At 60.3% G+C, this 21,044-nt stretch carries 16 protein-coding genes; 8 read left to right on the forward strand and 8 right to left on the reverse strand.

Annotated elements, in window-relative coordinates; translation table 11 throughout:
- Positions 1 to 2 precede the first annotated feature (2 nt).
- The 7 genes from FHT75_RS17660 to FHT75_RS17690 are packed head-to-tail and all read right to left on the reverse strand — an operon-like array spanning position 3 to position 5,135.
- A complete protein-coding gene (locus tag FHT75_RS17660; RefSeq protein WP_183845067.1) occupies positions 3 to 236 on the reverse strand; it encodes an EexN family lipoprotein in 234 nt (77 codons plus the stop codon).
- Positions 233 to 931 carry a P-type DNA transfer protein VirB5 gene (gene virB5 / locus FHT75_RS17665; protein WP_183845068.1) on the reverse strand — a complete coding sequence of 233 codons (699 nt, stop codon included), beginning with the start codon at positions 929 to 931 and terminating at the stop codon, positions 233 to 235. The genes FHT75_RS17660 and virB5 overlap by 4 nt, the downstream gene beginning before the upstream one ends.
- Complete coding sequence (locus FHT75_RS17670; protein ID WP_183845069.1) at positions 931 to 3,297, reverse strand: VirB4 family type IV secretion/conjugal transfer ATPase; 2,367 nt, start codon at positions 3,295 to 3,297, stop codon at positions 931 to 933. The genes virB5 and FHT75_RS17670 overlap by 1 nt, the downstream gene beginning before the upstream one ends.
- Positions 3,290 to 3,628: a type IV secretion system protein VirB3 gene (locus tag FHT75_RS17675; protein ID WP_183845070.1), complete on the reverse strand. Its 339-nt coding sequence runs from the start codon at positions 3,626 to 3,628 to the stop codon at positions 3,290 to 3,292. Before FHT75_RS17675 ends, FHT75_RS17670 begins: the two co-directional genes overlap by 8 nt.
- Before the next feature lie 5 nt (positions 3,629 to 3,633).
- Complete coding sequence (locus FHT75_RS17680) at positions 3,634 to 3,933, reverse strand: TrbC/VirB2 family protein (protein WP_097542453.1); 300 nt, start codon at positions 3,931 to 3,933, stop codon at positions 3,634 to 3,636.
- Entirely contained in the window at positions 3,930 to 4,592 is a 663-nt protein-coding gene (locus FHT75_RS17685; protein ID WP_183845071.1) for a transglycosylase SLT domain-containing protein, read from the reverse strand. Before FHT75_RS17685 ends, FHT75_RS17680 begins: the two co-directional genes overlap by 4 nt.
- Positions 4,593 to 4,595: 3 nt before the next feature.
- Positions 4,596 to 5,135, reverse strand: coding sequence for a hypothetical protein (locus FHT75_RS17690; protein ID WP_183845072.1), 540 nt, complete (start codon positions 5,133 to 5,135; stop codon positions 4,596 to 4,598).
- Positions 5,136 to 5,225: 90 nt separating this feature from the next.
- On the opposite strand from FHT75_RS17690, the gene FHT75_RS17695 reads away from it, so the two are divergent.
- The 7 genes from FHT75_RS17695 (at position 5,226) to FHT75_RS17725 (ending at position 19,202) form a co-directional block, all read left to right on the forward strand.
- Positions 5,226 to 5,579 carry a MarR family transcriptional regulator gene (locus FHT75_RS17695; RefSeq protein WP_097622511.1) on the forward strand — a complete coding sequence of 118 codons (354 nt, stop codon included), beginning with the start codon at positions 5,226 to 5,228 and terminating at the stop codon, positions 5,577 to 5,579.
- Between the two features lie 83 nt (positions 5,580 to 5,662).
- Complete coding sequence (locus FHT75_RS35885; protein ID WP_246712940.1) at positions 5,663 to 5,926, forward strand: GNAT family N-acetyltransferase; 264 nt, start codon at positions 5,663 to 5,665, stop codon at positions 5,924 to 5,926.
- A 787-nt stretch (positions 5,927 to 6,713) separates the two neighbouring features.
- Positions 6,714 to 15,017, forward strand: coding sequence for a hypothetical protein (locus FHT75_RS17705; RefSeq protein WP_246712941.1), 8,304 nt, complete (start codon positions 6,714 to 6,716; stop codon positions 15,015 to 15,017).
- Positions 15,018 to 15,187: 170 nt separating this feature from the next.
- Positions 15,188 to 17,245, forward strand: a complete 2,058-nt coding sequence (locus tag FHT75_RS17710) for a glycosyl transferase (RefSeq protein ID WP_409527370.1) — start codon at positions 15,188 to 15,190, stop codon at positions 17,243 to 17,245.
- Between the two features lie 6 nt (positions 17,246 to 17,251).
- Positions 17,252 to 18,418 carry a UDP-galactopyranose mutase gene (locus FHT75_RS17715; protein ID WP_063475909.1) on the forward strand — a complete coding sequence of 389 codons (1,167 nt, stop codon included), beginning with the start codon at positions 17,252 to 17,254 and terminating at the stop codon, positions 18,416 to 18,418.
- Positions 18,419 to 18,799: 381 nt separating this feature from the next.
- The gene (locus FHT75_RS17720; protein ID WP_097595561.1) at positions 18,800 to 18,997 is read left to right on the forward strand and encodes a hypothetical protein; all 198 of its coding nucleotides are present in this window, start codon (positions 18,800 to 18,802) and stop codon (positions 18,995 to 18,997) included.
- Between the two features lie 13 nt (positions 18,998 to 19,010).
- The gene (locus FHT75_RS17725; RefSeq protein ID WP_164735891.1) at positions 19,011 to 19,202 is read left to right on the forward strand and encodes a hypothetical protein; all 192 of its coding nucleotides are present in this window, start codon (positions 19,011 to 19,013) and stop codon (positions 19,200 to 19,202) included.
- A gap of 134 nt (positions 19,203 to 19,336) precedes the next feature.
- Here the strand turns inward: FHT75_RS17725 and FHT75_RS17730 are convergent, their stop codons facing one another.
- A complete protein-coding gene (locus tag FHT75_RS17730) occupies positions 19,337 to 19,744 on the reverse strand; it encodes a carboxymuconolactone decarboxylase family protein (protein WP_097542660.1) in 408 nt (135 codons plus the stop codon).
- 274 nt (positions 19,745 to 20,018) lie between these two features.
- Between FHT75_RS17730 and FHT75_RS17735 the strand changes: the two genes are divergently transcribed.
- A complete protein-coding gene (locus tag FHT75_RS17735; RefSeq protein WP_183845074.1) occupies positions 20,019 to 20,948 on the forward strand; it encodes a TauD/TfdA dioxygenase family protein in 930 nt (309 codons plus the stop codon).
- The last annotated feature ends 96 nt before the right edge of the window (positions 20,949 to 21,044 follow it).

Raw genomic sequence — 21,044 nt, forward strand, 5'->3', positions numbered from 1 at the left:
GCTCAGCCTCCAAGCGCCCTGTTCATGCGTTCAAGCCGGAGCTTCCAGTCCGCCGCCTCGGCGTTTTGGCAATTCGGCGCCTGACGCAAGGCGCCAGGGTTGTTGCGGCATTTGCCTGTGATCTTTGCCAGCAGGGCCTGATCAGCCATCAGTTCGTCGACGGTATAGATCTTGTCGACCTCGCCGAAGCAGCCGGAAAGCGCAAGCGCGGCGATACCAGGAACGAGATATTTCATTTGAGCGCCTCTGCCATGGCATCCAGGCGCTTGCGCCAATCCTCGGCCTTGCGCTGGTCGTCGACCTGAACCTGTGCCTGCTGAACCATCTGCAGAGCCTGCATGCGCAGCACGTCGGTTTGCAGAAAGGCGGTTTCGGCCTGCAGGCGTGCCTGAAGGTCGGCGATATCCTTGGCGTCGGCTGCACCCGAGATCTGCTGGCGTAGCTGATCGATGCCGTCGATGCGCTTGGTGGCGGCATCGTAGATCTGCTGGCCGAGGCTCATCTGCCCGGCATTCTGGTTCTGAGCGCGGGCCAATTCCTGCGCATAGAAATCATTGGCATCGGTGCGATAGGTCGAATTTTCTTCGAGGAATTTCGAGGCGGAGGTGGCGAAGACACCGCTGCCCGAGCCTTTGAGCAAGCCTTCGATGGCATTGAAATCCTGCGGCAATGCCTTGCGGATCGAAGGGTCGTTCAGCAGACCGGCGACATCGGCCATGTTGGTAAGCTTGTTCAGCGATGCGTAAAGCTGCTGCGCCTGCTGGAGCTGCTGATTGAGCGTGTCGAGCTGGGATTTCAGCTGGGAAATGCTCTCGATCTGCTTGGCGATCGCCGTCTCGTCGATGACCGGAATGCCCTGCGCAAATGCCGTTCCAGCCGGCAACAGTGCGACCATCATCGCCAGAGCAAACTCTATTCTGATCCTTTCCATCAATCCGTCCTCCTTCTTTGCCGAAACACGGGTAGCCAGTCTTCCAGCCGGTCGCCGATCTCCGCCCGGATCGTCTCGGCGAGTTCGACGTTGGCGGTGCGGCCGGACAGGATGTCGAGCTCGTCGTCAAAGCCCCTGAGGTTCAATTCGGCGACGACGCTGTTGTGGCCCTGCTTGACGATGAAGCGCCGGCTTTCGACCGAAAGCTCGCGCGAGAGCAGTTCGAATTCGCGCTCCGTCAGTTTGAACCCGTCGACGTAATCGCCATGGTCGCCGCGCGGATTGGGAAGGAAGATCTGCGTCGGGCACTGCTCGATGATCGTATGGGCAATCGGCGAGACGATCGCGTCGCGCGGGCTTTGGGTCGCAAACAGCATCAGGCCATTCTGTTTGCGGATCGTCTTCAGCTTGTTCTGCGCGAGGTCGCGAAAGCCTTCGTCCTGCAGCGCCTTCCAGAACTCGTCAATGACGATGATGATGCGCCGCCCATCGATCAGCTGCTCGATGCGGAAGAACAGATAGGCCATCAATGGCGTGCGGATTTCCTCATTGTCGAGGAAGTCGGTCATGTCGTAGCCGATGAACTTGGCGCCGATGCCGATGTCGTCGGTCTCGTTGTCGAACACCCAGCCGAGCGGCCCACCCCTTTCCCACCGCCTGAGCCGCGCCGCGATGCCTTCGGGGTCGGTATTGTTGAGGAAGGTGCGCAAGGCGCCGATCGAGCGTCCTTCGACCGGCAGGTCCGCCAGCCCGTCGATCGCCGAGGCGATGTCGCGCAGCTCCAGGACCGTCAGTTGACGCTTTGCCGACCCGACCAGCTGGCCGACCCAGCGGGCGAGGAACACCTTGTTTTCCGGGGTGAGTTCAAATGCCTTCAACGGCGCGCAGCCGGTGGCGACACCGTTTCGAAGCGGCAGGTAGGTGCCACCCGCGGCCCGGACGAACAGGTCGGCTCCGCGATCCTTGTCGAAGAAGACCATGTGCGGATCATGTTTTTCGAGCTGGGACAGCATGAAGTTCAAGAGCACCGTCTTGCCCGTGCCGGACGGGCCGCAGACGAAGGTGTTGCCGAGATCGCTATGGTGGAAATTGAAATAGAAGGGCGAACCGGAGGCGGTCTTCAGCATGGCGACGGCCGGTCCCCATTCGTTGCCGTCTTTCCTGCCGGCGGGATAGGAATGGAAAGGGGAAAGTGCGGCAAAATTTCGCGAGGTGATGGCGCCCGATCTTGCCCGGTAGCGGAAATTGCCCGGCCCCTGCCCCCACCAGGCCGCCTCAAGGCCAAGATCCTCGCGGGCGACGACCGCACCCCCATTGGTGAGATAGGCGCGTGCCTTGGCCATATTGTCGGTGAGTTCCTTCACCGAGGGCGCAAAGACCGACAGGGCCAGATGATGTTCTCCAAGCACGAAGCGGTTCGATTCCAGATCGTCCATGGCATCGCCGAGCTCTTCGATCTGCGACGCCGCCTTGTCGCCGGCGCTGACCATCTGGTTCTGCTTGCGCCCCATGATCGTGCGCGCATCGGCTTTCGCGACGAAGGCGAAAGATTGCGTCAGGATAAGCTCGAAGGGCGCCGTCAGGATGCCGTCGAGCATGCCGCTGCGGGTGGTCGCCGGATATTCCTTGAACCCGAATATGCCGGCGTAACGGCTTGCGGCCTCATGACGGATCTCGACGGTCTCCCGCCCGAAGATCACCCGATGCGAATAGATCGCCGAGGATATGCGGCCTTCCGTCAGCGGGACCCGCTCCCGCCGGCCGCCGACGATCTGATGCAGAACCTCGCTCGGCTCGGAAAAGACGATGTCGTCCTGTTCGTAGAGGCAAAGCACACGAGGCTCGAAGCGTTTCAGCCCGGCAGTCACGTCGGAGACCTTGTCCCTCAGATGCTTCAGGGCATCCTCATCAAGCTCGACACGGTCGCGGCGCGCCTTGCGCAGGCGGGAGAGAAGATGGGCGGCTTTTTCTGCGGGATCCCGGTCCGGATGCCAGACAAGCGAGAGGTAAAGATCATTGCGAAACAGATCCTCTTCGATCATGCGGTCGCGATATCGAGCGTTCAGACCTTGCGAGAAGGGGTTGGCGAAGGCTCCGTCCGGGTAGGCGTTGTCGCGGCGGCGGATGACATGACTCCAGAGCGCCAGATGGTCGTCGGCGATGTTGCGGTAAAGCGTATTGAGATCGCGGTGCAGGCTGTTGAGGTCCATGACATCGGCAGTTTCGAAGGATATGCCTTCAAGCGCGACCATCACCATCAACGCCCTGGATTCGAGCGCGATCGTCGTCTCGTCGACATGACGGACGTATGGAATGAAAGTTTCGGGCCCGAGTTCGCGCGAGCGAAGCGTTGCGGTGCTAGGCAAAGCTCAAATCCTTTTCGTCATAGCGCCGGATGAGCCTCAGGGGCGACAAGCTGGCGCCGCCCCAATAGGCGGCGTTGCGCGACCGGCCGCGGGTCTCGATCCAGGAGATCAGGATGCGGAACATGTTGTGGTCACGCTTGACGAGCGTGCGGAATATGAAATGGAAGACGACGCCGACAAGTGCGTAGGCGATCGATCCCGCGGTGATATAGAGGATGGTCGTCAGCATGACGTTGACGCCCATCGCCTCCATCGTCACGCCGGCAATCATCGCCGGGCGCGTGCAGGCAAGAAACAAGATATCTTCCTCGATAGCGGCGGCTCTTTGCATGATGATCAGCTTCCGACGATCGTATTGACGAGTTCCGTCGCACCAAAGATTCCGCCGATGCCGATAATCCAGAAACCGGCGCGGCGAAGATCCATGTAGCCGAACATCCAGGCGATGCAGATGATGATGACGGCGATGACCGCAAGCAGCCTGGCAATATTGCCGGTCAGCATGTCGACGATGTTCTGCAGGACGGTTTCGACGCCGGCCGCCTGCGCGAAGGCCGGCTCTACCAGGCAGGCGCTGATGACGGCGGCCATCAGGAGAGGGGCTGCGACAGGGCGAAAGTCTGCTCTTGAGATCATTTTCTTTGCTCCGATCGTTCGTCTTGAAACACGAGAACCTGGGATGACCGCCGGACGTTGAAGACGTCCCATGATGCGGCTCCGCCGGATTGGGAAAGCAATTGTGTAGCCGGCGATATCTCCCGCCTGGCTGACGGGTCCGCGACAGAGGTTTCTTGCCGCGGCTCGGCGATAGTGAGAGACGCAAGGTCGGAAGGCAGGCGGCTCATTTCCTGGCGGACCTCAGCGTCATATTTGATCATTTCGCCAACAGACGGATCGTCACGCCCGTAGTAGGACTGAAGCATCACCTTTTCGGCTTGCGTCGCATCGGCCCCGGAGCGCAAGGCAAGGCGGTAGTAGCCATCGAGCAGAGTGGCCGTCGCCTTGAGGTTCAAGCAGGGATCGAACGCATCCGAAATCGAAAGCTTCAGTTTGCCCAGCTCCGCCGCCCCAATGCCGCCCAGACCGATCCGGATGTCCTGCCGATCGGCAACAAGGGAGGTCGCGCGCTCGATCGCCTCCGCCTTCGACGCGGGTTTGCGCTCAGGCGGCGGACCGCTGTTGATAGCAATGGCGAGTGGATTGAAGCCGCTCTCCAGACTGACGACGGCGGCAAGCGTCCTGACGTCCACCACGGGTGCGCAGTTCTGGGCGAGATCAACGAATGCCACAGCCATAGTTCAGTACCAGACCCGTTGCGTGCCCATCCCATGGATGGTGACGTCGACATAGTGGGGCTGCGATCTCACCATCGGGCAAGCGGTCGGATAGCCCATGCATTGGCGCCGACCATCGACCAGCTGCCATCGCGGCGCCAAAACCGAATTGTTGCTGGAACTGCTGCTCTCCCCGAGATCGGGGCAGAACGCGTCGCTCACCGGCTGAAGGGCGATCGACACGCAGGTTATTTCCTGCCCGCGCGGACCATAATCGCTTTGCAGCCGGTATCCGCTTTCGCAGTAATACGGCTCATAGCCCGGGCGGGAACTGTGGAAGGTGGCGCCGCTGCAAGTGGGGAACGAATGCCCCTCGGCAAGCTCGCGCCAGAGCTTTTCGATCGGCGGGCGGCATTCTGCAAACTGCGTCGGGCCTCCGGGGTTGGAAAGGCACAGAATAACCTCGCAACCCCACTCATTTGCTTGCGCCCTGCCTGGTGAATTAAGATAGGGTGGCAATATGCAGCAGGCCGCGACAACCGTGTTGAACAGAAGGTTTTTCATGAGCACGACCCTTCAAAGACGTCCCATTGCGGAAGAGGTAGCGTGGTGCTAGTGCGATTTATACTGATTTATATAACACAGTAAAAAGACATGACAAGAGCAATTGCAACCCAGTGGCGTAATCTGGCTTTCTCAGGCCTTATCCTGCATGAGATCCTCGATCACCCCCAGGAAGACGAGACGCCTCAGGCAAGGCTGAAGCAGGTCGGCATGATGACGGTCCTCTACAGCATGAACCAAGCGCACCAGAAGCTAACTCTTTCCAGCATCATGGAAATCACGTCTCTGACGCGCAGCGGCGTCAAGGAGACGGTGGACCTTCTGGTGAGGCGAGGAATGTTGACCGAGACGATCGTCAAGAACTCTATGGGTCGTGGAACGGCGCGTCAGTTCGAGATCTCGGAAGCGCTTCTGGAGAAGCTAAGTTCGTTCGGAAACGAATGAGCGGCGGATTTAAGTGACGTTTTTCAGATCGTCCAGCATTCGGCTGCCATACCCTCCGGCGGATGATCTGGTAAACTGAGCTCATGATGACACCCGATCAATACAGTTTTCGCAGAGCGACACTGGACGACCTTGATTTGCTCATGGAATGGCAATCGAAGCCTCATCTGCGTGAATGGTGGAATTCGGATGACCATAACGATGAAGAGGAATTGGCTGATCCTCGGGTAGCACGCTGGATTGTTTCATCCTTCGGACCTCCCTTCGCGTTCATGCAGGACTACACAGTCCATGGGTGGGAAGATCACCATTTTGCCAAACTTCCCGAGGGTTTCGCGGGGAATTGACCAATACATTGGCGACCCCGATACGATCGGTGTTGGGCACGGATCAGCATTTATCGGCGCGAGAATGCAGGCTCTCTTTGATGAGAAGGCGCCGTGATCGCAACCGATCCTCATCCTGGCAACGAACGAGCGATTGCCGTCTACAAAAAACTGGGTTTCGAACCGTTCGGACCGCCTCAGGAAACTCGGTTGGGGCCTGATCTTGCCAATGAGGCGCTAAGGGCTGGCAATCCACGGCAGCTTTATCCTCGGAGCAGAGCTTCTTTACATCGGCCCGATCCGACCCGGCACAGCTTAACAATCCCGAACAGGACGTCTTTGAGCGCGGCTGTCTCCCTGCCAGCAGGCGCCTAGGCTCCTGTTGTATTTAGACTAGAAGTTAGAGTTGAAGTGTCCCTGTTTGTGCAAAGTTGGAATGTCACTCCGCCCGGGTTTCGATGAGGTGGGGGTGCCATCTCGATCGAAACTGCATCAAGCTCTTTATGCGAGCCGTCGCATAGCCGTCAGCTGTTTGCCAACGCCTCTCCCCAACGTCCTTCTCGAACCGACGCGTGACATCGACCTGCAAATCAGGCCCTTGGACGGGATCGAGCGGCGGCTCACCGCACAATTCCGGTACCGATCAGTTTGACAACTACAGGTTCGCGCAAGCCAATCTGATTACACTCCTCTTTGCTGGGCAGTGAATTTTCAGAGCGTTGGTTCTTTTCAGAGCCCGGCCAAACAGGCGGTGCAGGCTTCGAAACGCTGAACTTTATTGTATTGGCTAACGCAAGAGTTTTTACATATGACGTCGATTGTTTCCTCCCTTACCAGCAGTCAGATCAGGTCTCTTGCAACGTCCACGGTTGCAGCCTGGACGACGGAAGATGTGGCCTCGCTTACCACCAAGCAGATCAGCGCCCTTTCGTCGTCTCAAATCGCTGCTTTGGACACGGAAGATGTCGATGTTCTCAGCTCGCAGCAATTAAGTGCCATTTCACAAAGTGCCATTGTCGGTTTGACCGTGGATCAACTGGCTGTCTTGAACAGCACTGACATCGAAAGCCTGAGCTCGCTTCAAATTGCGGCAATCACGACCGCGCAGATTGGCGCATTGACGACAGATCAGGCACAGGCCCTGACCTCATCTCAGGTGGGTGCTCTCAGTTCGTTGCAGCTCGCCGCTTTAAGCGCCGCGGATGTGGCGACTTTCTCGACCACCGATCTCGCGGCGATCACCAGCAAAGCCATATCGGGTCTGTCCACGGCCGCTATCGCAACCCTCTCGACGGATCAGATCTCTGCCTTGAGCGCGAGCACGATCGCGGGGCTCACCACCAGCCAGATCGCGGCGCTGAGCACATCGCAGATCGCCGCCTTGACGACGGCCCAGGTCGGCGCCCTCAAGGCATCGCAAATCGCGGCCATGGGCACGAAAGACATTGTGGTGCTTTCCACCGCCCAGCTTGTTGCTCTCAGCACAGGTGCGGTTGCGAGCTTGACGACCAACCAGATCGCCGCCCTGAGCACGGCACAGGCCGAGGCACTGTCGGCCACGCAGGTAAAGGCGCTGAGCTCAACCCAGATTTCGGCCCTGGGGACGGACGACTTGGCTACCTTCTCGACCGCCGATATGGCGGCGATCACCAGTCAAGCCATATTGGGCTTGAGCACGGGCCTTGTCGCCGCCCTTTCCACCGAACAGGTGGCGGCCCTGAGCACGAGCGCGATCGCTGGTCTGACGACCAGCCAGATCGTCGCCCTCAGCACCGCGCAGATTGCCGCCTTGACGACGACCCAGGTCGGCGCCCTCAAGGCATCGCAAATCGCGGTCCTGGACACGAACGACATCACGGTGCTTTCCACCGCGCAGGTTGCCACCCTTAGCAAGGCTGCGATCGCCGAGCTGTCGACCAGCCAGATCGTCGCCCTCAGCACGGCGCAGATTGCCGTCTTGACGACGACCCAGGTCGGCGCCCTCAAGGCGTTGCAAATCGCGGTGATGGACACGAACGACATCACGGTGCTTTCCACCGCGCAGGTTGCCGCCCTCGGCACATCAGGCATTGCGGGTCTGACGTCCGGCCAGATCGCCGCCCTGAGCACGGCACAGGCCGAGGCATTGACGACGATCCAGGTCGCAGCCTTGAGCTCGACCCAGATCGCGGCCCTGGGAACGGACGACATAGCCACTTTCTCGACCGCCGATATGGCGGCGATCACCAATCAAGCCATGCCGGGCCTGAGCACGGCCGTGATCGCCTCTCTCTCGACGGACCAGATCGAGGCGCTGAGCAAGGCCGGCATTGCGGGCTTGACGAGCGAGCAGATCGCCGCCTTGAGCACGGCGCAGGCTGGAGCATTGACGGCGAGCCAGGCCGCGGTTTTGAGCTCCAGGCAGATTGCGGCTTTAGGTCCGGCTATCGTCGCATCCCTGTCCACCGCGCAGGTTGCCGCCCTCAGCACATCAGGCATCACCGGGCTGACCTCCGACCAGATCGTCGCCTTGAGTACGACACAGACCGAGGTCCTGTCTGCCGCACAGGTGAAGGCGCTGAGCTCAACCCAGATCGCGGCGCTCGGAACGGACGACATAGCCACCTTCTCGACCGCCGATATCGCGGCAATTACCGGCAAGGCGGTGACCGGCTTGAGCACGGGCCTTGTCGCGGCGCTTTCCACCGCGCAGGTCGCCGCCCTTAGCACGAGCGCGATCGCGGGTCTGGCGACCAGTCAGGTCGAGGCCCTCTCGACGGAACAGCTTGTTGCTCTGAACACGAGCGCTGTCGTTGCCCTGACGACCGGTCAGATCGCCGCCTTGAGCCCATCGCAGGTCGCCGCCTTGACGACGACCCAGCTTGGCGCCCTCAAGGCATCGCAAATCGCGGTCCTGGACACGGCCGACATCGCGGCGCTTTCCACCACGCAGCTTGCCGCCCTCAGCACATCAGGCATCACGGGTCTCACCTCCGATCAGATCGTCGCCCTGAGCACGGCGCAGGCCGAGGCACTGACCACCTCACAGGTGAAGGCACTCAGCGCCGCCCAGATCGCGGCGCTCGGAACGGACGACTTGGCCACATTCTCGACTGCAGATATGGCGGCGATCACCAGTAAAGCGGTAACCGGCTTGAGCACGGCCGGCATTGCCGCGCTTTCGACGGATCGGATCGCTGCTCTGGGCACGAGCGCCGTCGTTGCCCTGACGACCAGTCAGATCGCAGCGCTCGGCACATCGCAGATTGCCGCCTTGACGACGGAACAAGTTGGCGCCCTCAAGGCGTCGCAAATCGCGGTCGTGAACACCAAAGACATCACGGTGCTTTCTACCGCGCAGGTTGCCGCCCTCAGCACATCCGGTGTCACGGGACTGACCTCCGACCAGATCGCCGCCTTGAGCACGGCGCAGGCCGAGGCACTGTCCGCCTCACAGGTGAAAGTGCTGAGCTCCGCCCAGATTGCGGCGCTCGGAACGGACGACTTGGCCACATTCTCGACCGCCGATATGGCGGCGATCACCAGCAAAGCCATGGCCGGCTTGAGCCCAGACGGCATTGCCGCACTCTCGACCGATCAGATCGCCGCCTTGAGCACGAGCGCCGTCGTTGCCCTGACGACCAGCCAGATCGCCGCCTTGAGCACCAGCCAGGCTGGCGCGCTGACGACGACCCAGGTCGCGGTCCTCAGCTCAACCCAGCTCGGCGCTCTTGGGACGGATGACATAGCCACCTTCTCGACCGCCGATATCGCGACGATCAGCAGTAAAGCCATATCGGGCTTGAGCGCAGAACAGATCGCAGAGCTTTCCACCGCACAGGTTGCGGCCCTCAGCGCGAGCGCGGTTACTGGCCTGACGACCAGCCAGATCGCAGCCCTGAACACCAGCCAGGTTGCCGCCTTGAGCACCGCTCGCGTTGCGGTGCTGAGTTCAACGCAAGTCGCGGCCCTGGGGGCGAATGTCGTCGCATCCCTTTCCACTGCGCAGGTTGCGGCCCTCAGCGCCGCCGGTACGGCGGGTTTGACCACCGAACAGATCTCCGCCCTGAGCACGACGCAGGCGGAAGCATTGACGACGACCCAGGCTGCAGCGCTGAGTTCAACACAGTATTCCGCCTTGGGGACGGATGATATCGCGACCTTCTCGACCGCCGATATTGCGGCGATCGGCAGCAAAGCCATATCGGGCTTGAGCACGGCCGTCACGGCAGCCCTCTCGACGGATCAGATCGCTGCCCTGAGCGCAGCAGGGGTTGCAGGTCTTTCGAGCAGCCAGATCGCGTCCCTGAAGCCGGCGCAAATTGCCGCCTTGACGACCGCGCGGGTTGCGGTGCTGAGTTCGGCGCAAGTGGCGGCTCTCGACAAGGACGCCGTTGCTTCCCTTTCCACTGCGCAGATCGCTGCCCTGAGCGCGGCCGGCATTGCGGGTCTGACCACCGAACAGATCGACACCCTGAGCACGGCCCAGGCAGCGGCATTGACGACGACGCAGGTCGCAATGTTGAGCTCGACCCAGCTTGCGGCCCTGGATACGAACGATATCGCCGCTTTCTCGACCGCCGATATTGCGGCGCTCGGCAGCAAAGCCATATCGGGCTTGAGCACGGCCGTCATGGCAGCCCTCTCCACGGATCAGATCGCCGCACTGAGCACGGCCAGCGTCACAGGCCTGACCGCCAAACAGATCGACGCACTGAGCACCGGTCAAATCGATTCCCTGCTCACCAAGCAGGTTGCGGCGCTGAGTTCAACGCAAGTCGCTACTTTAGGCACGGATGTCGTCGCTTCCCTTTCCACCGCACAGATTGCCGCCCTGAGCACATCCGGCATTGCGGGTCTGACCGCCGATCAGGTCGAGGCCTTGAGCACGGCGCAGGCAGAGGCATTGACGACGGCCCAGGTCGCCGCGCTGAGCTCGACCCAGGTAGGTGCTCTGGAACCCAGTGACGTCGCCACTTTCTCGACCGCCGATATCGCGGCGATCGCGAGTAAAGGCATGTCGGGCTTGAGCACGGCTGTCATAGCGGCGCTTTCGACGGATCAGATCGCCGTATTGAGCGCGTCCGCGATCGCCGGGCTGACCACCAGCCAGATCGCCGCCCTCGGCACGTCGCAGGTTGCCGCCTTGACCACCGCGCGGGTTGGGGTGCTCAGCTCAGCGCAGGTGGCTGTTTTGAGCACCGATGTCATCGCCGCCCTTTCCACTGCGCAGGTCGCCGCTCTGAGCGCATCCGGCATTGCGGGTCTGACCACCGAGCAGATCGCCGCCCTTTCCACTGTACAGGCGGAGGCCCTGACGACGACGCAGGTCGCCATGCTGAGCTCAAATCAGATAGCCGCCCTGCAGACGGATGATCTGGCCGCTTTCTCGACCAAGGACATCGCGGCGATCGGCTCGAGCGCCGTATCAGGCTTGTCCACGACCGCTATGGCTGCCCTCTCGGCGGATCAAATCGCGGCCCTGAGCACGTCAGGCATTGCGGGTCTGACCACCGAACAGATCAATGCGCTGAATTCCGGTCAGATCGACGCCTTGCTCACCAGGCAGATTGCAGCGCTGAGTTCGACGCAAGTCGCCACCTTGAGTACGGATCTTCTCGCCGCCCTCTCCACTGAGCAGATCGCAGCCCTGAGCACATCAGGCATCGCAGGCCTTTCCACCACACAGATTGCGGCGCTGAGCACCGCCCAGGCCGAGGCCTTGACGACCACGCAGGTCGGCGCTCTCAATTCCAAGCAAATCGCTGCTTTGAGTCCGGACGACATAGCCACGTTCTCCACCAAGGATATCGCGGCCATCAGTTCGGGTATCATATCGGGATTGTCCACCGCCGTTATCGCGGCCCTCTCGACGGATCAGGTCGCGGCCCTGAGCACGTCAGGCATTGCGGGCCTTTCCACCAAACAGATCGTCGCTTTGAGCACAGCACAGCTTGACGCTTTGACCACCGCTCAGATCGGCGCCCTCAGTTCGACACAGCTTGCTGTGCTGGATGCCGACGACATAGCCACGTTCTCGACCAAGCATATCGCCGCCTTCAGTGCGAGCGCCATAGCGGGATTGCCCACCGCTGTCATAGCCGTCCTCTCGACAGATCAGATCGCGGCCCTGAGCACATCCGGCATCGCACAGCTTTCCACCAAACAGATCGCCGCCCTGAGCACCGCACAGGCCGAGGCATTGACGACGATCCAGGTCGGGGCGCTGAGTGCGACGCAGCTTGCGGCCCTGGATACGGACGATATAGCGACTTTCTCAACCAAGGATATGGCGGCGATCGGTTCGAGTGCGATCACCGGATTGTCCACGACGGTTATCGCCGCGCTGTCCAGTGCTCAGATCGCTGCCCTGAGCACGGCCGGGATTGCCGGCCTTTCCACCAAACAGATCGCGGCCTTGGACGCCGGGCAAATCGACGACTTGCTGACCAAGCAGGTTGCTGTGCTCAACTCGACGCAGATCGCCGCCCTGAGCACCGCTGCGGTCGCTTCCCTTTCCAGCACGCAAGTTGCCGCGCTCAGCACGTCCGGTATTGCGGGTCTGACCACCACGCAGATCGCTGCGCTCAACACAGGTCAGGTTGGGGCCCTGACGACGACACAGGTCGGGGCTCTCAGCTCCAAGCAGCTTGTCGCCCTGAGCACGGATGATATCGCGGCCCTGTCAACCGCCCAGATTGCGGCGCTGAGCACGACCGGCATCGCCGGCCTGACGACCACGCAGATTGCCGCATTGAGCACGGACCAGGCCGAGGCTCTGACGACGCCCCAGGTTGCGGTGCTGAGCTCGACCCAGATTGCGGCGCTCGGAACGGACGATCTCGAGACCTTCTCGACTGCCGATATCGCGGCGATCAGTTCGAGTGCCATTTCGGGATTGAGCGCGGACACGATCGCAGCCTTTTCGACGGACCAGATCGCGGCTCTGGGTACGGCTGGCATTGCGGGCCTTTCCACCGCGCAGATCGAGGCCTTGAGCACCGATCAGCTGGAGGCCCTGACCACAGCTCAGGTCGGCGCGCTTGGTTCCAAGCAAGTTGCTGTCTTGGCGACCGCTGATATCGCGGGACTGACGACCGCGCAGATCGCGGCACTCAGCACGGCCGGCATCGCAGGTCTGAGCGCCGCGCAGATTGCCGCATTGAGTACCGATCAGGCCAGTGCCCTGACGACACTGCAAGTCGCAGTCTTGAGCTCGACCCAGATCGCGGCGCTCGGAACGGACGATCTGGAGACCTTCTCGACCGCCGATATCGCAGCGATCAGTTCGAGCGCAATATCGGGATTGACCGCAGACACGATAGCAGCCTTTTCGACGGGCCAGATCGCGGCCCTGGGCACGGCTGGCATTGCGGGCCTTTCCACCGCGCAGATCGTTGCCTTGAGCACTGGCCAGCTTGAGGCCCTGACGACCGCTCAGGTCGGCGCGCTTGGTTCCAAGCAGGTTGTTGCCTTGAGTACCGATGATATCGCGGGACTGTCGACCGCGCAGATTGCGGCTCTGAGTGCCGCCGGCATCACAGGTCTTAGCAGCGCGCAGATTGCAGCACTCAGCACAGGTCAGGTTGAGGCCTTGACGACGACCCAGGTCGGGGCTCTCAGCTCCAAGCAGACCGCGGCGCTCGGAACGGACGATCTCGAGGCGTTCTCGACCGCCGATATCGCAGCGATCGGTTCGAGCGCACTATCGGGATTGTCCACGGCCGTTATCGCGGCTCTGTCGACTGCCCAGATCGCGGCCCTGAGCACGGCTGGCATCGCCGGCCTGGCGACCACGCAGATTGCCGCATTGAGCACCGATCAGGCCAAGGCTTTGACGACGAGCCAGGTTGCCGTGCTGAGCTCAGCCCAGATTGCGGCACTCGGAACGGACGATCTCGAGACCTTCTCGACCGCCGATATCGCGGCGATCAGCTCGACTGCCATATCCGGTTTGAGCACGGCCACCATCGCAGCCTTATCGACGGGTCAGATCGCGGCCCTGGGCACGGCTGGCATTGCGGGCCTTTCCACCGCACAGATCGAGGCCTTGAGCACCGATCAGCTGGAGGCCCTGACCACCGCTCAGGTCGGCGCGCTTGGTTCCACACAGGTTGCCGTCTTGACGACCGATGATCTCGCGGCCTTGTCGACCGCGCAGATCGCGGCTCTGAGCGCAGCCAGCGTCGCCGGTCTGAGCAGCGCGCAGGTCGGTGCTTTGAGCATCGAGCAGGTTGAGGTGCTTTCCACCACACAGATTGCCGGGTTGAGTTCGGCCGGCATCGCGGGCCTCGCCACCGACGACCTGGCAACCTTCTCAACAGCCGATATCGCAGCGATCAGCTCGGCTGCCATACAGGGATTGTCTACCGACTTTATCGCCACTCTCTCCACGGCTCAAATTGCCGGCCTGGGCACGGCAAGCATTGCCGGTCTGAGCAGCGTTCAGGTCGCAGCCCTCAGTATCGAACAGGTTGAAGCGCTTTCCACCACCCAGATTGCAGCATTGAGCTCGGCTGGCGTCGCAGGCCTGACCACCGAGGATCTGGAAAGCTTCTCGACAAAAGAACTGGTGGCGATCAGCTCGAGCGCCATATCGGGATTGTCCACAGCCGTTGTCGCCACGCTTTCCAGCGAGCAGGTCGCCGCTTTGACAAAAAGCCAGGTCGCCTCGCTGGGTTACAAGCAGGTGGCGGCCATGAGCACCGATCAAATCGCGGCCTTGTCGACGGCGCAGATCAGTGCCCTGAATGCAGTGCAGCTCGCCGCACTGGACACGGACGACCTCGCTCTCTTCTCCACCGACGACATCATCGCCTTGGGTTCAAGTGCGATTTCGGGACTGACCACCAGAGCCATCGCCGCCTTGACGACAGAACAGGCGGAGGCTTTGACCTCAAGCCAGGTCACCGGCCTGACGTCGGCCCAAGTCGCGGCACTGACCACCGAGGAGCTGGCAACCTTCTCGACCGCCGATATCGCATCGTTCAGCTCGACCGGTGTGGCTGGATTGTCCACGGACGATATTGTGAGCCTGTCGAGCGAGCAACTGAATGCTCTCATGGAAACCCAGATGGGCAATCTGAGTTCGGACCAGATAGCGGCAGTCATTTCGGTTTATCTGAATGCCTGATCGCACGGCGGGAGCGCGAGCGAGCAGCGCAAGGATTTCGGCCATCGCAGGGGTCGCAGTCCCACGCTGATTTCAAGAGGTGTCTGCCCGACATGTTTAGAGCAAGCTATCGCCTTTAGCTATCGTTAGCCTTTCGCAAATGGTAGCAATGCCGGCCGTCAATTCGTGGGATGTCCATGGTCACCAATGATGCATCAGCGCCAATTCCCGTTCCGTCACTGGCTGGGATCCTTTCTTTCACGGACTTGTTTCAGTTCGCCGAAAGTCGCAGCGCCGTCGGGCAAAGACTCGAGGCGGCAGAGGTCTACAAGGTCTGGATCGCCTTCAACGAGACTCATCCTTTCCTGCATCTCGTCTATTTCAATTATTCGGTCGCCCTGCGGCAGTTGGGCGACGTGGCAGGCTCGATCCACGCATTGCGCGCCTGCTTGAAACTTAATCCGCGCTTTGGACCGGCGCACATCAATCTTGGACGGGCGTTGGAAGACAGCGGCGTTGCCACGCAGGCCATTCTGCAATGGCAGAGTTTCGTGGAGATGACTGCGGAGAGCACAGCCGACGGGCTGCTGCATCGCCTGCTGGCGCTTCAGCACATCGGGCGCGTCATGGAAAACGCGGGTCTCCTGGAAGACGCGGAAACGGCATTGTGGCAGGCAATGGAACTGCGGCCCGACAAGACGGAAGCCGGGCAACATTGGAGCGCGCTCCGCCAGCGCCAGTGCAAGTGGCCGACGCTGGTGCCATCGGACCATGTCTCCATGCGTCACCTGCTCGATTCCATGTCGCCGCTGGCGCTCGCCTGCTTTTCCGATGATCCATTATTCCAGCTCGCCAAAGCCTACCGCTACAACAAGGCCTTCGTCGGACGTCCGGATACCAGCGGCTTCTCACGCAAGGTGCCCAAGCAGAAGACGGGAACCGGCCAGCGCCTTCGCGTCGGCTATGTCTCCTCGGATCTGCGCGACCACGCGGTCGGTTTTGCGCTTAGAGAGGTGCTGGAGCTGCATGACAAGAAGAGCCTCGAAATCTACGCCTATTATTGCGGCGAGCCGGTTGCAGGGGATGCGACCCAGGCACGCATGAAAGCTGCCGTTGATTGTTGGCGCGATATTGCCGCGCTGAGCGATGCCGACGCTGCAAGGCAGATCGCCGACGACGACATCGACATTCTTGTCGATGTCAACGGCTACACCAAGCATGCACGAACGAAAATCTTTGCCTACCGGCCAGCGCCTGTGGTGGTCAACTTTTGCGGTTATCCCGGCACCATGGCCAGCCCGTTCCATCACTACATCATCGCCGACGAACACATCATCCCGCCCGAGAACGAGATCTATTATTCGGAAAAGGTGCTCAGGATTGCCTGCAACCAGCCGATCGATCGCAAGAGGGTGATCGCCGAAAGGCCGTCGCGAGCAGAAGCCGGACTGCCGGAAGACGCCTTCGTTTTTGCCTGCTTCAACGGCATGCAGAAAATCACGCAGGAAACCTTTGCCGACTGGATGAAAATTCTTCTTGCGACGACCGGCAGCGTGCTCTGGCTGCTCGCTGGAAACGACGATGTGGATCAACGCCTGCGCCAGGCAGCGGAGAAAGCCGGTGTCGCGCCGGAACGGCTCATTTTCGCGCCCAAGGCGCCGAATGCGAAGCATCTCGCCCGCATCGCGCTCGCCGACCTGTTCCTCGACACATTTCCCTATGGAGCGCATTCCACCGCAGCCGACGCGCTCACCATGGGACTGCCTATCCTGACATTCCCCGGCAAGAGCTTTGCCGCGCGTTTCTGCCATAGCATCGTTGCCGCCGCCGGCGTCCCGGAACTGATCTGCTCGGGGCCGCAGAGCTACATCGAAAGAGCCATTGGCTTTGCAAACGACCCCAAGAGCCTGAGAACGATCAGGGAATCCTTGCAGGCAAAACGGGAGAGCTGCACGTTGCGCGACATTCCAGCTCTTGCCGCCCGCCTCGAGGCGCTTTTCTGGCAAATGCAAGCAGAATCCGAAGGCGGTGAAACACCTGTGCCGGACTTGCGCAACCTCGACATTTATTACGACATCGGGATGGAACTCGTTCAGGACAATATCGCGTTTTCGGACGATCGGGCTTACAGGCAGGCTTACCGCAACAAGCTGGCCGAATGGCACGATTATGCGCCTTTCCCCTACGACAGCCGCCTGGCGACGGAAGGGTTCACCGCCTCGACAATAAGCGCCACCGGGAAGAGCTGATCGGCAATGCCGCGGATTGAAAAAATTGCCGTCGTCGGCGCGGGCCTTTCAGGTGCAGTCATCGGGCGTGAACTGGCCAAGGCAGGTCACGAGGTCGACGTCTTCGAAACGCGAAACCATATTGCCGGCAATTGCCACACGGAGCGCGACGCGGCGACCGGCGTCATGGTTCATGTCTACGGGCCGCACATTTTTCACACCGATGACAAGGACGTCTGGGACTATGTGAATGTCTTTCAGAATTTCCTGCCCTATAAGAACCGGGTCAAGACGACCAGTTCCGGGCAGGTCTATTCCCTGCCCATCAACCTTCACACGATCAATCAGTTTTTTGGCAAGGTGTTCAGGCCTGACGAGGCGCGCGCTTTCATCGACAGCTGCTCGGACAAAAGCATAAGCGATCCGAAGACCTTCGAGGATCAGGCGCTGCGCTTCGTCGGCAAGGACCTGTATGATGCCTTCTTCAAGGGATATACGCAGAAGCAATGGGGATGTTCGCCGGCCGAGCTTCCGGCGTCCATCCTGAAACGGCTTCCAGTCCGTTTCAACTACGACGACAATTATTTCTTCCACAAATACCAGGGCATGCCGGAGCACGGCTATACCGAGATGATCGGGCGAATTCTCGATCACACAAATATAACAGTCCATCTGGAAACGCGCTTCGATAGCGGTCTGCGCAAGAGCTTTGACCACATATTCTATTCCGGTCCGCTCGACGGCTATTTCGAATACGAATATGGCCGTCTGGGATATCGCACGCTGGATTTCGAGCGCTTTACCTATGAGGGCGACTACCAGGGCTGCGCGGTCATGAATTATGGGGATGTCGCCGTGCCCCATACGCGGGTGACGGAACACAAGCATTTTTCCCCATGGGAAGATCATGCCGGCTCGGTCTGTTATCGCGAATTTTCCAGGGCCTGCGGTCCGGACGACATCCCCTACTATCCGATCCGCCTGATAAAGGAAAAGGAGCAGCTTGGCCAATATGTCAGGCGCGCCTTACAGGAGGCTTCCGTCACCTTCGTCGGCCGCCTCGGGACCTACCGCTATCTCGACATGGACGTGACTATTCGCGAAGCGTTGGACACCGCACGGCTTTATCTCTCCACTAGGCCCGGTGAGACGCCCATGCCTGCATTCTTGCATCCGCCGCTCCAGATGCCTTGAGTGGCGCTGGAACGCGGGCCTGAACACGCCTTTTGACACGACCCGGCCGAGTCCGGCGTTGAAGTCATTTCAAAAATTTGCAGCATGCTTTTTTGGCAGTGCTCGTCCCAGTCGTTCGAATCCCGCTGTGCCGGGCGAGCGAGGGTGGCGATACGCGTTAGCGAAGTCTTTTCCGGACACGGAGGCCCTGTCGGCTCAGCCCCGGGAGCGGTCAAAAAAGCCGCAGTTCTAGAATTATTTTCTCCGATCATAGGAGTTATTTGGAATCGATCGGAACAGTCATCTCCGTTTACCGCTTATATGGTCTATTAAATTAATAGACTATAAACATGCCCCCGCCGAATATGCGTCGCAAGAGGACCCATTTTACGGATGATCGCAATGGCCAAACAGGTGATCGAGTATGCCGGCGTTCCGGTCGGCATCGTCGTTCCAGACAAGGACCAGCTGAGGTTCATCGCCGTGAAGTTTCACGTGCATGACCTCGACGGCCAGCACTTCGCCGCGCCGTCGGACGTGCTGCGAGCAATCCACAAATTGATGTCGGCATCACAAGCCGGCATTCATCGCGCCGCCTGATCGGAGAAACACCATGGGCAGGCTACGCCAATTCTTCCGGCTCTCTGCGTTGCGCGACGAGCTCGAAACGAGGTTGCTTGCTCGAGAGTATCGCTCCCTGCTTCTCGACGACCATTTCGAAGACGGCACGGATAGGGAACTCCAATCGACATACGCGGAGCTCACCATCGAAATCTCTTCGCGCCAGTATCGGCACCGCCATTGAAAGCGCACCCGCTGTTCACGCCATCCTGAACAGCGCCGTCAGCGCTCAAGAAGTGACTGTCAACACCATCATCGACCTGTCGACCGCTTCCATTATCGATCGGCTGGCGTTGCGACCCAATCCCGAGCCGGGTTTTACCGGACCTCAAATTCCGGATCCGGCGGGACCTGCAAGGCCAGCGCAAGATGATTTGTCTGCGCCGCAAGCCCGATGATCGTTAGAAGTTCGCCATGCTGTGCATCCGTCATGCCGCGCGAACGGGCCGCTGCGGTATGGGATTGAATGCAGTACTGGCAAGCATTCGCCGTCGACACCGCTATGTAGATCATTTCTCGTGTCAATGGATCGATCGCACCTTCCACGGTCATGACCGATTTCAGCGTTTCCCATACCCGCTTGAGGTTTGCGGGATCGTTCGCAAGCGCACGCCAGAAGTTGTTGATGAAGTCGGTCTTGCGCGTCGCCCTGATGTCGTCGAACACGGCTTGAACGGCCGGAATGGCCGCAGCCTCTTGGTCAGACAGGAGCTTGACTGTTGCCATCGAAAGTTCCTTTCCGGCGGCCTCCATGGACGGCCGTAAACGTGATCTTTTCTTCGGTTGCGTCGGCAGGCGAGAATTCACCGACAAGAGGAAATATCTAACGCAGCCGTTTCGGGGAAGCGGGCAAAATTAGAATTATTTATCTATAGCATTTATAGATTATCCTGTTCCCTAGCCCTGTCGAGTTTAGCGATGAGATTTTCGATCGCCCGGTGGATGCCCATCGGGTGCATGTGACTTGCCGTCTTCTTCCAAGACCAGCCAGGAGCTTTCCATGAGCAATCCAGTTCTCGTCAATCAGATCATTCCCGAGTCCGATGTCGTGCCGCTGACCGGCCGTGTCGGCGCCGAAATCAGGGGTATCCGCCTTGGCGGAGAACTTTCCGACGCGACGGTGGCAGCCATCAACCAGCTTCTCCTGAAACACAAGGTCATCTTCTTCCGCGACCAGCAACATCTTGACGATACCGAACAGGAAGCCTTCGCACGCCGCCTGGGCGACCTTGTACCGCATCCAACCCAGGGTTCGGTGGCCGGCACGGCTTCGATCCTCAATCTCGATTCCAGCCGCGGCGGCGGCAGGGCGGACCAGTGGCACACCGATGTCACCTTCGTGGATGCCTATCCTAAATTCTCGGTCCTTCGCGGCGTCGTCATTCCGGCAGCTGGAGGCGATACGATCTGGTCCAACACGCATGCCGCATATGAAAGTCTGCCGGCGCCGCTCAAATTGCTGGCGGACAATTTATGGGCCATTCACAGCAATGCCTATGACTACGCAGCCGTGCGCCCTCGCGCCACCGCTGAAGAGAAGAAGCATTTCGAGGAAGTCTTCACCTCGACCATCTACGAGACCGAGCATCCAGTCGTGCGTGTCCATCCCGAAACCGGCGAAAGATCGCTGCTGCTCGGCAATTTCGTTCAGCGTCTAGTCGGCCTGTCGAAGAGCGACTCCGCGAAACTTTACGAGGTGTTCCAGTCCTACGTGACCGCCCCGGAAAATACCGTGCGCTGGCGCTGGAGAGCCGGAGATGTCGCAATTTGGGATAACCGCGCGACCCAGCACTATGCGGTCAACGACTACGGCGACCAGCACCGGGTCGTGCGCCGCGCCACCGTCGATGGCGACGTCCCTGCCAGTGTCGACGGTCGCCGCAGCGTCACCCACGTTAAGGCTGCCCGGCCGAAAGCAAATGCCGCATGAGCGCGGCCGGACAGTGGAAGGACATGAAACTCGCAAGCGCTTGCCGTGCTGATCGCCTCGGCTGGCGCAGGCTCCGGAATCCACTTGAAGTCGGTT

The sequence above is a fragment of the Rhizobium sp. BK112 genome (assembly GCF_014193215.1).
Taxonomy (GTDB): Bacteria; Pseudomonadota; Alphaproteobacteria; order Rhizobiales; family Rhizobiaceae; genus Rhizobium; species Rhizobium anhuiense.

Coding starts and splice junctions, on each gene's coding strand:
- FHT75_RS17660 (WP_183845067.1), bottom strand. CDS start 236: ATGAAATATCTCGTTCCTGGTATCGCCGCGCTTGCGCTTTCCGGCTGC.
- virB5 (WP_183845068.1), bottom strand. CDS start 931: ATGGAAAGGATCAGAATAGAGTTTGCTCTGGCGATGATGGTCGCACTG.
- FHT75_RS17675 (WP_183845070.1), bottom strand. CDS start 3,628: ATGCAAAGAGCCGCCGCTATCGAGGAAGATATCTTGTTTCTTGCCTGC.
- FHT75_RS17680 (WP_097542453.1), bottom strand. CDS start 3,933: ATGATCTCAAGAGCAGACTTTCGCCCTGTCGCAGCCCCTCTCCTGATG.
- FHT75_RS17685 (WP_183845071.1), bottom strand. CDS start 4,592: ATGGCTGTGGCATTCGTTGATCTCGCCCAGAACTGCGCACCCGTGGTG.
- FHT75_RS17690 (WP_183845072.1), bottom strand. CDS start 5,135: ATGAAAAACCTTCTGTTCAACACGGTTGTCGCGGCCTGCTGCATATTG.
- FHT75_RS17695 (WP_097622511.1), top strand. CDS start 5,226: ATGACAAGAGCAATTGCAACCCAGTGGCGTAATCTGGCTTTCTCAGGC.
- FHT75_RS35885 (WP_246712940.1), top strand. CDS start 5,663: ATGATGACACCCGATCAATACAGTTTTCGCAGAGCGACACTGGACGAC.
- FHT75_RS17705 (WP_246712941.1), top strand. CDS start 6,714: ATGACGTCGATTGTTTCCTCCCTTACCAGCAGTCAGATCAGGTCTCTT.
- FHT75_RS17710 (WP_409527370.1), top strand. CDS start 15,188: ATGTCCATGGTCACCAATGATGCATCAGCGCCAATTCCCGTTCCGTCA.
- FHT75_RS17715 (WP_063475909.1), top strand. CDS start 17,252: ATGCCGCGGATTGAAAAAATTGCCGTCGTCGGCGCGGGCCTTTCAGGT.
- FHT75_RS17720 (WP_097595561.1), top strand. CDS start 18,800: ATGGCCAAACAGGTGATCGAGTATGCCGGCGTTCCGGTCGGCATCGTC.
- FHT75_RS17725 (WP_164735891.1), top strand. CDS start 19,011: ATGGGCAGGCTACGCCAATTCTTCCGGCTCTCTGCGTTGCGCGACGAG.
- FHT75_RS17730 (WP_097542660.1), bottom strand. CDS start 19,744: ATGGCAACAGTCAAGCTCCTGTCTGACCAAGAGGCTGCGGCCATTCCG.
- FHT75_RS17735 (WP_183845074.1), top strand. CDS start 20,019: ATGAGCAATCCAGTTCTCGTCAATCAGATCATTCCCGAGTCCGATGTC.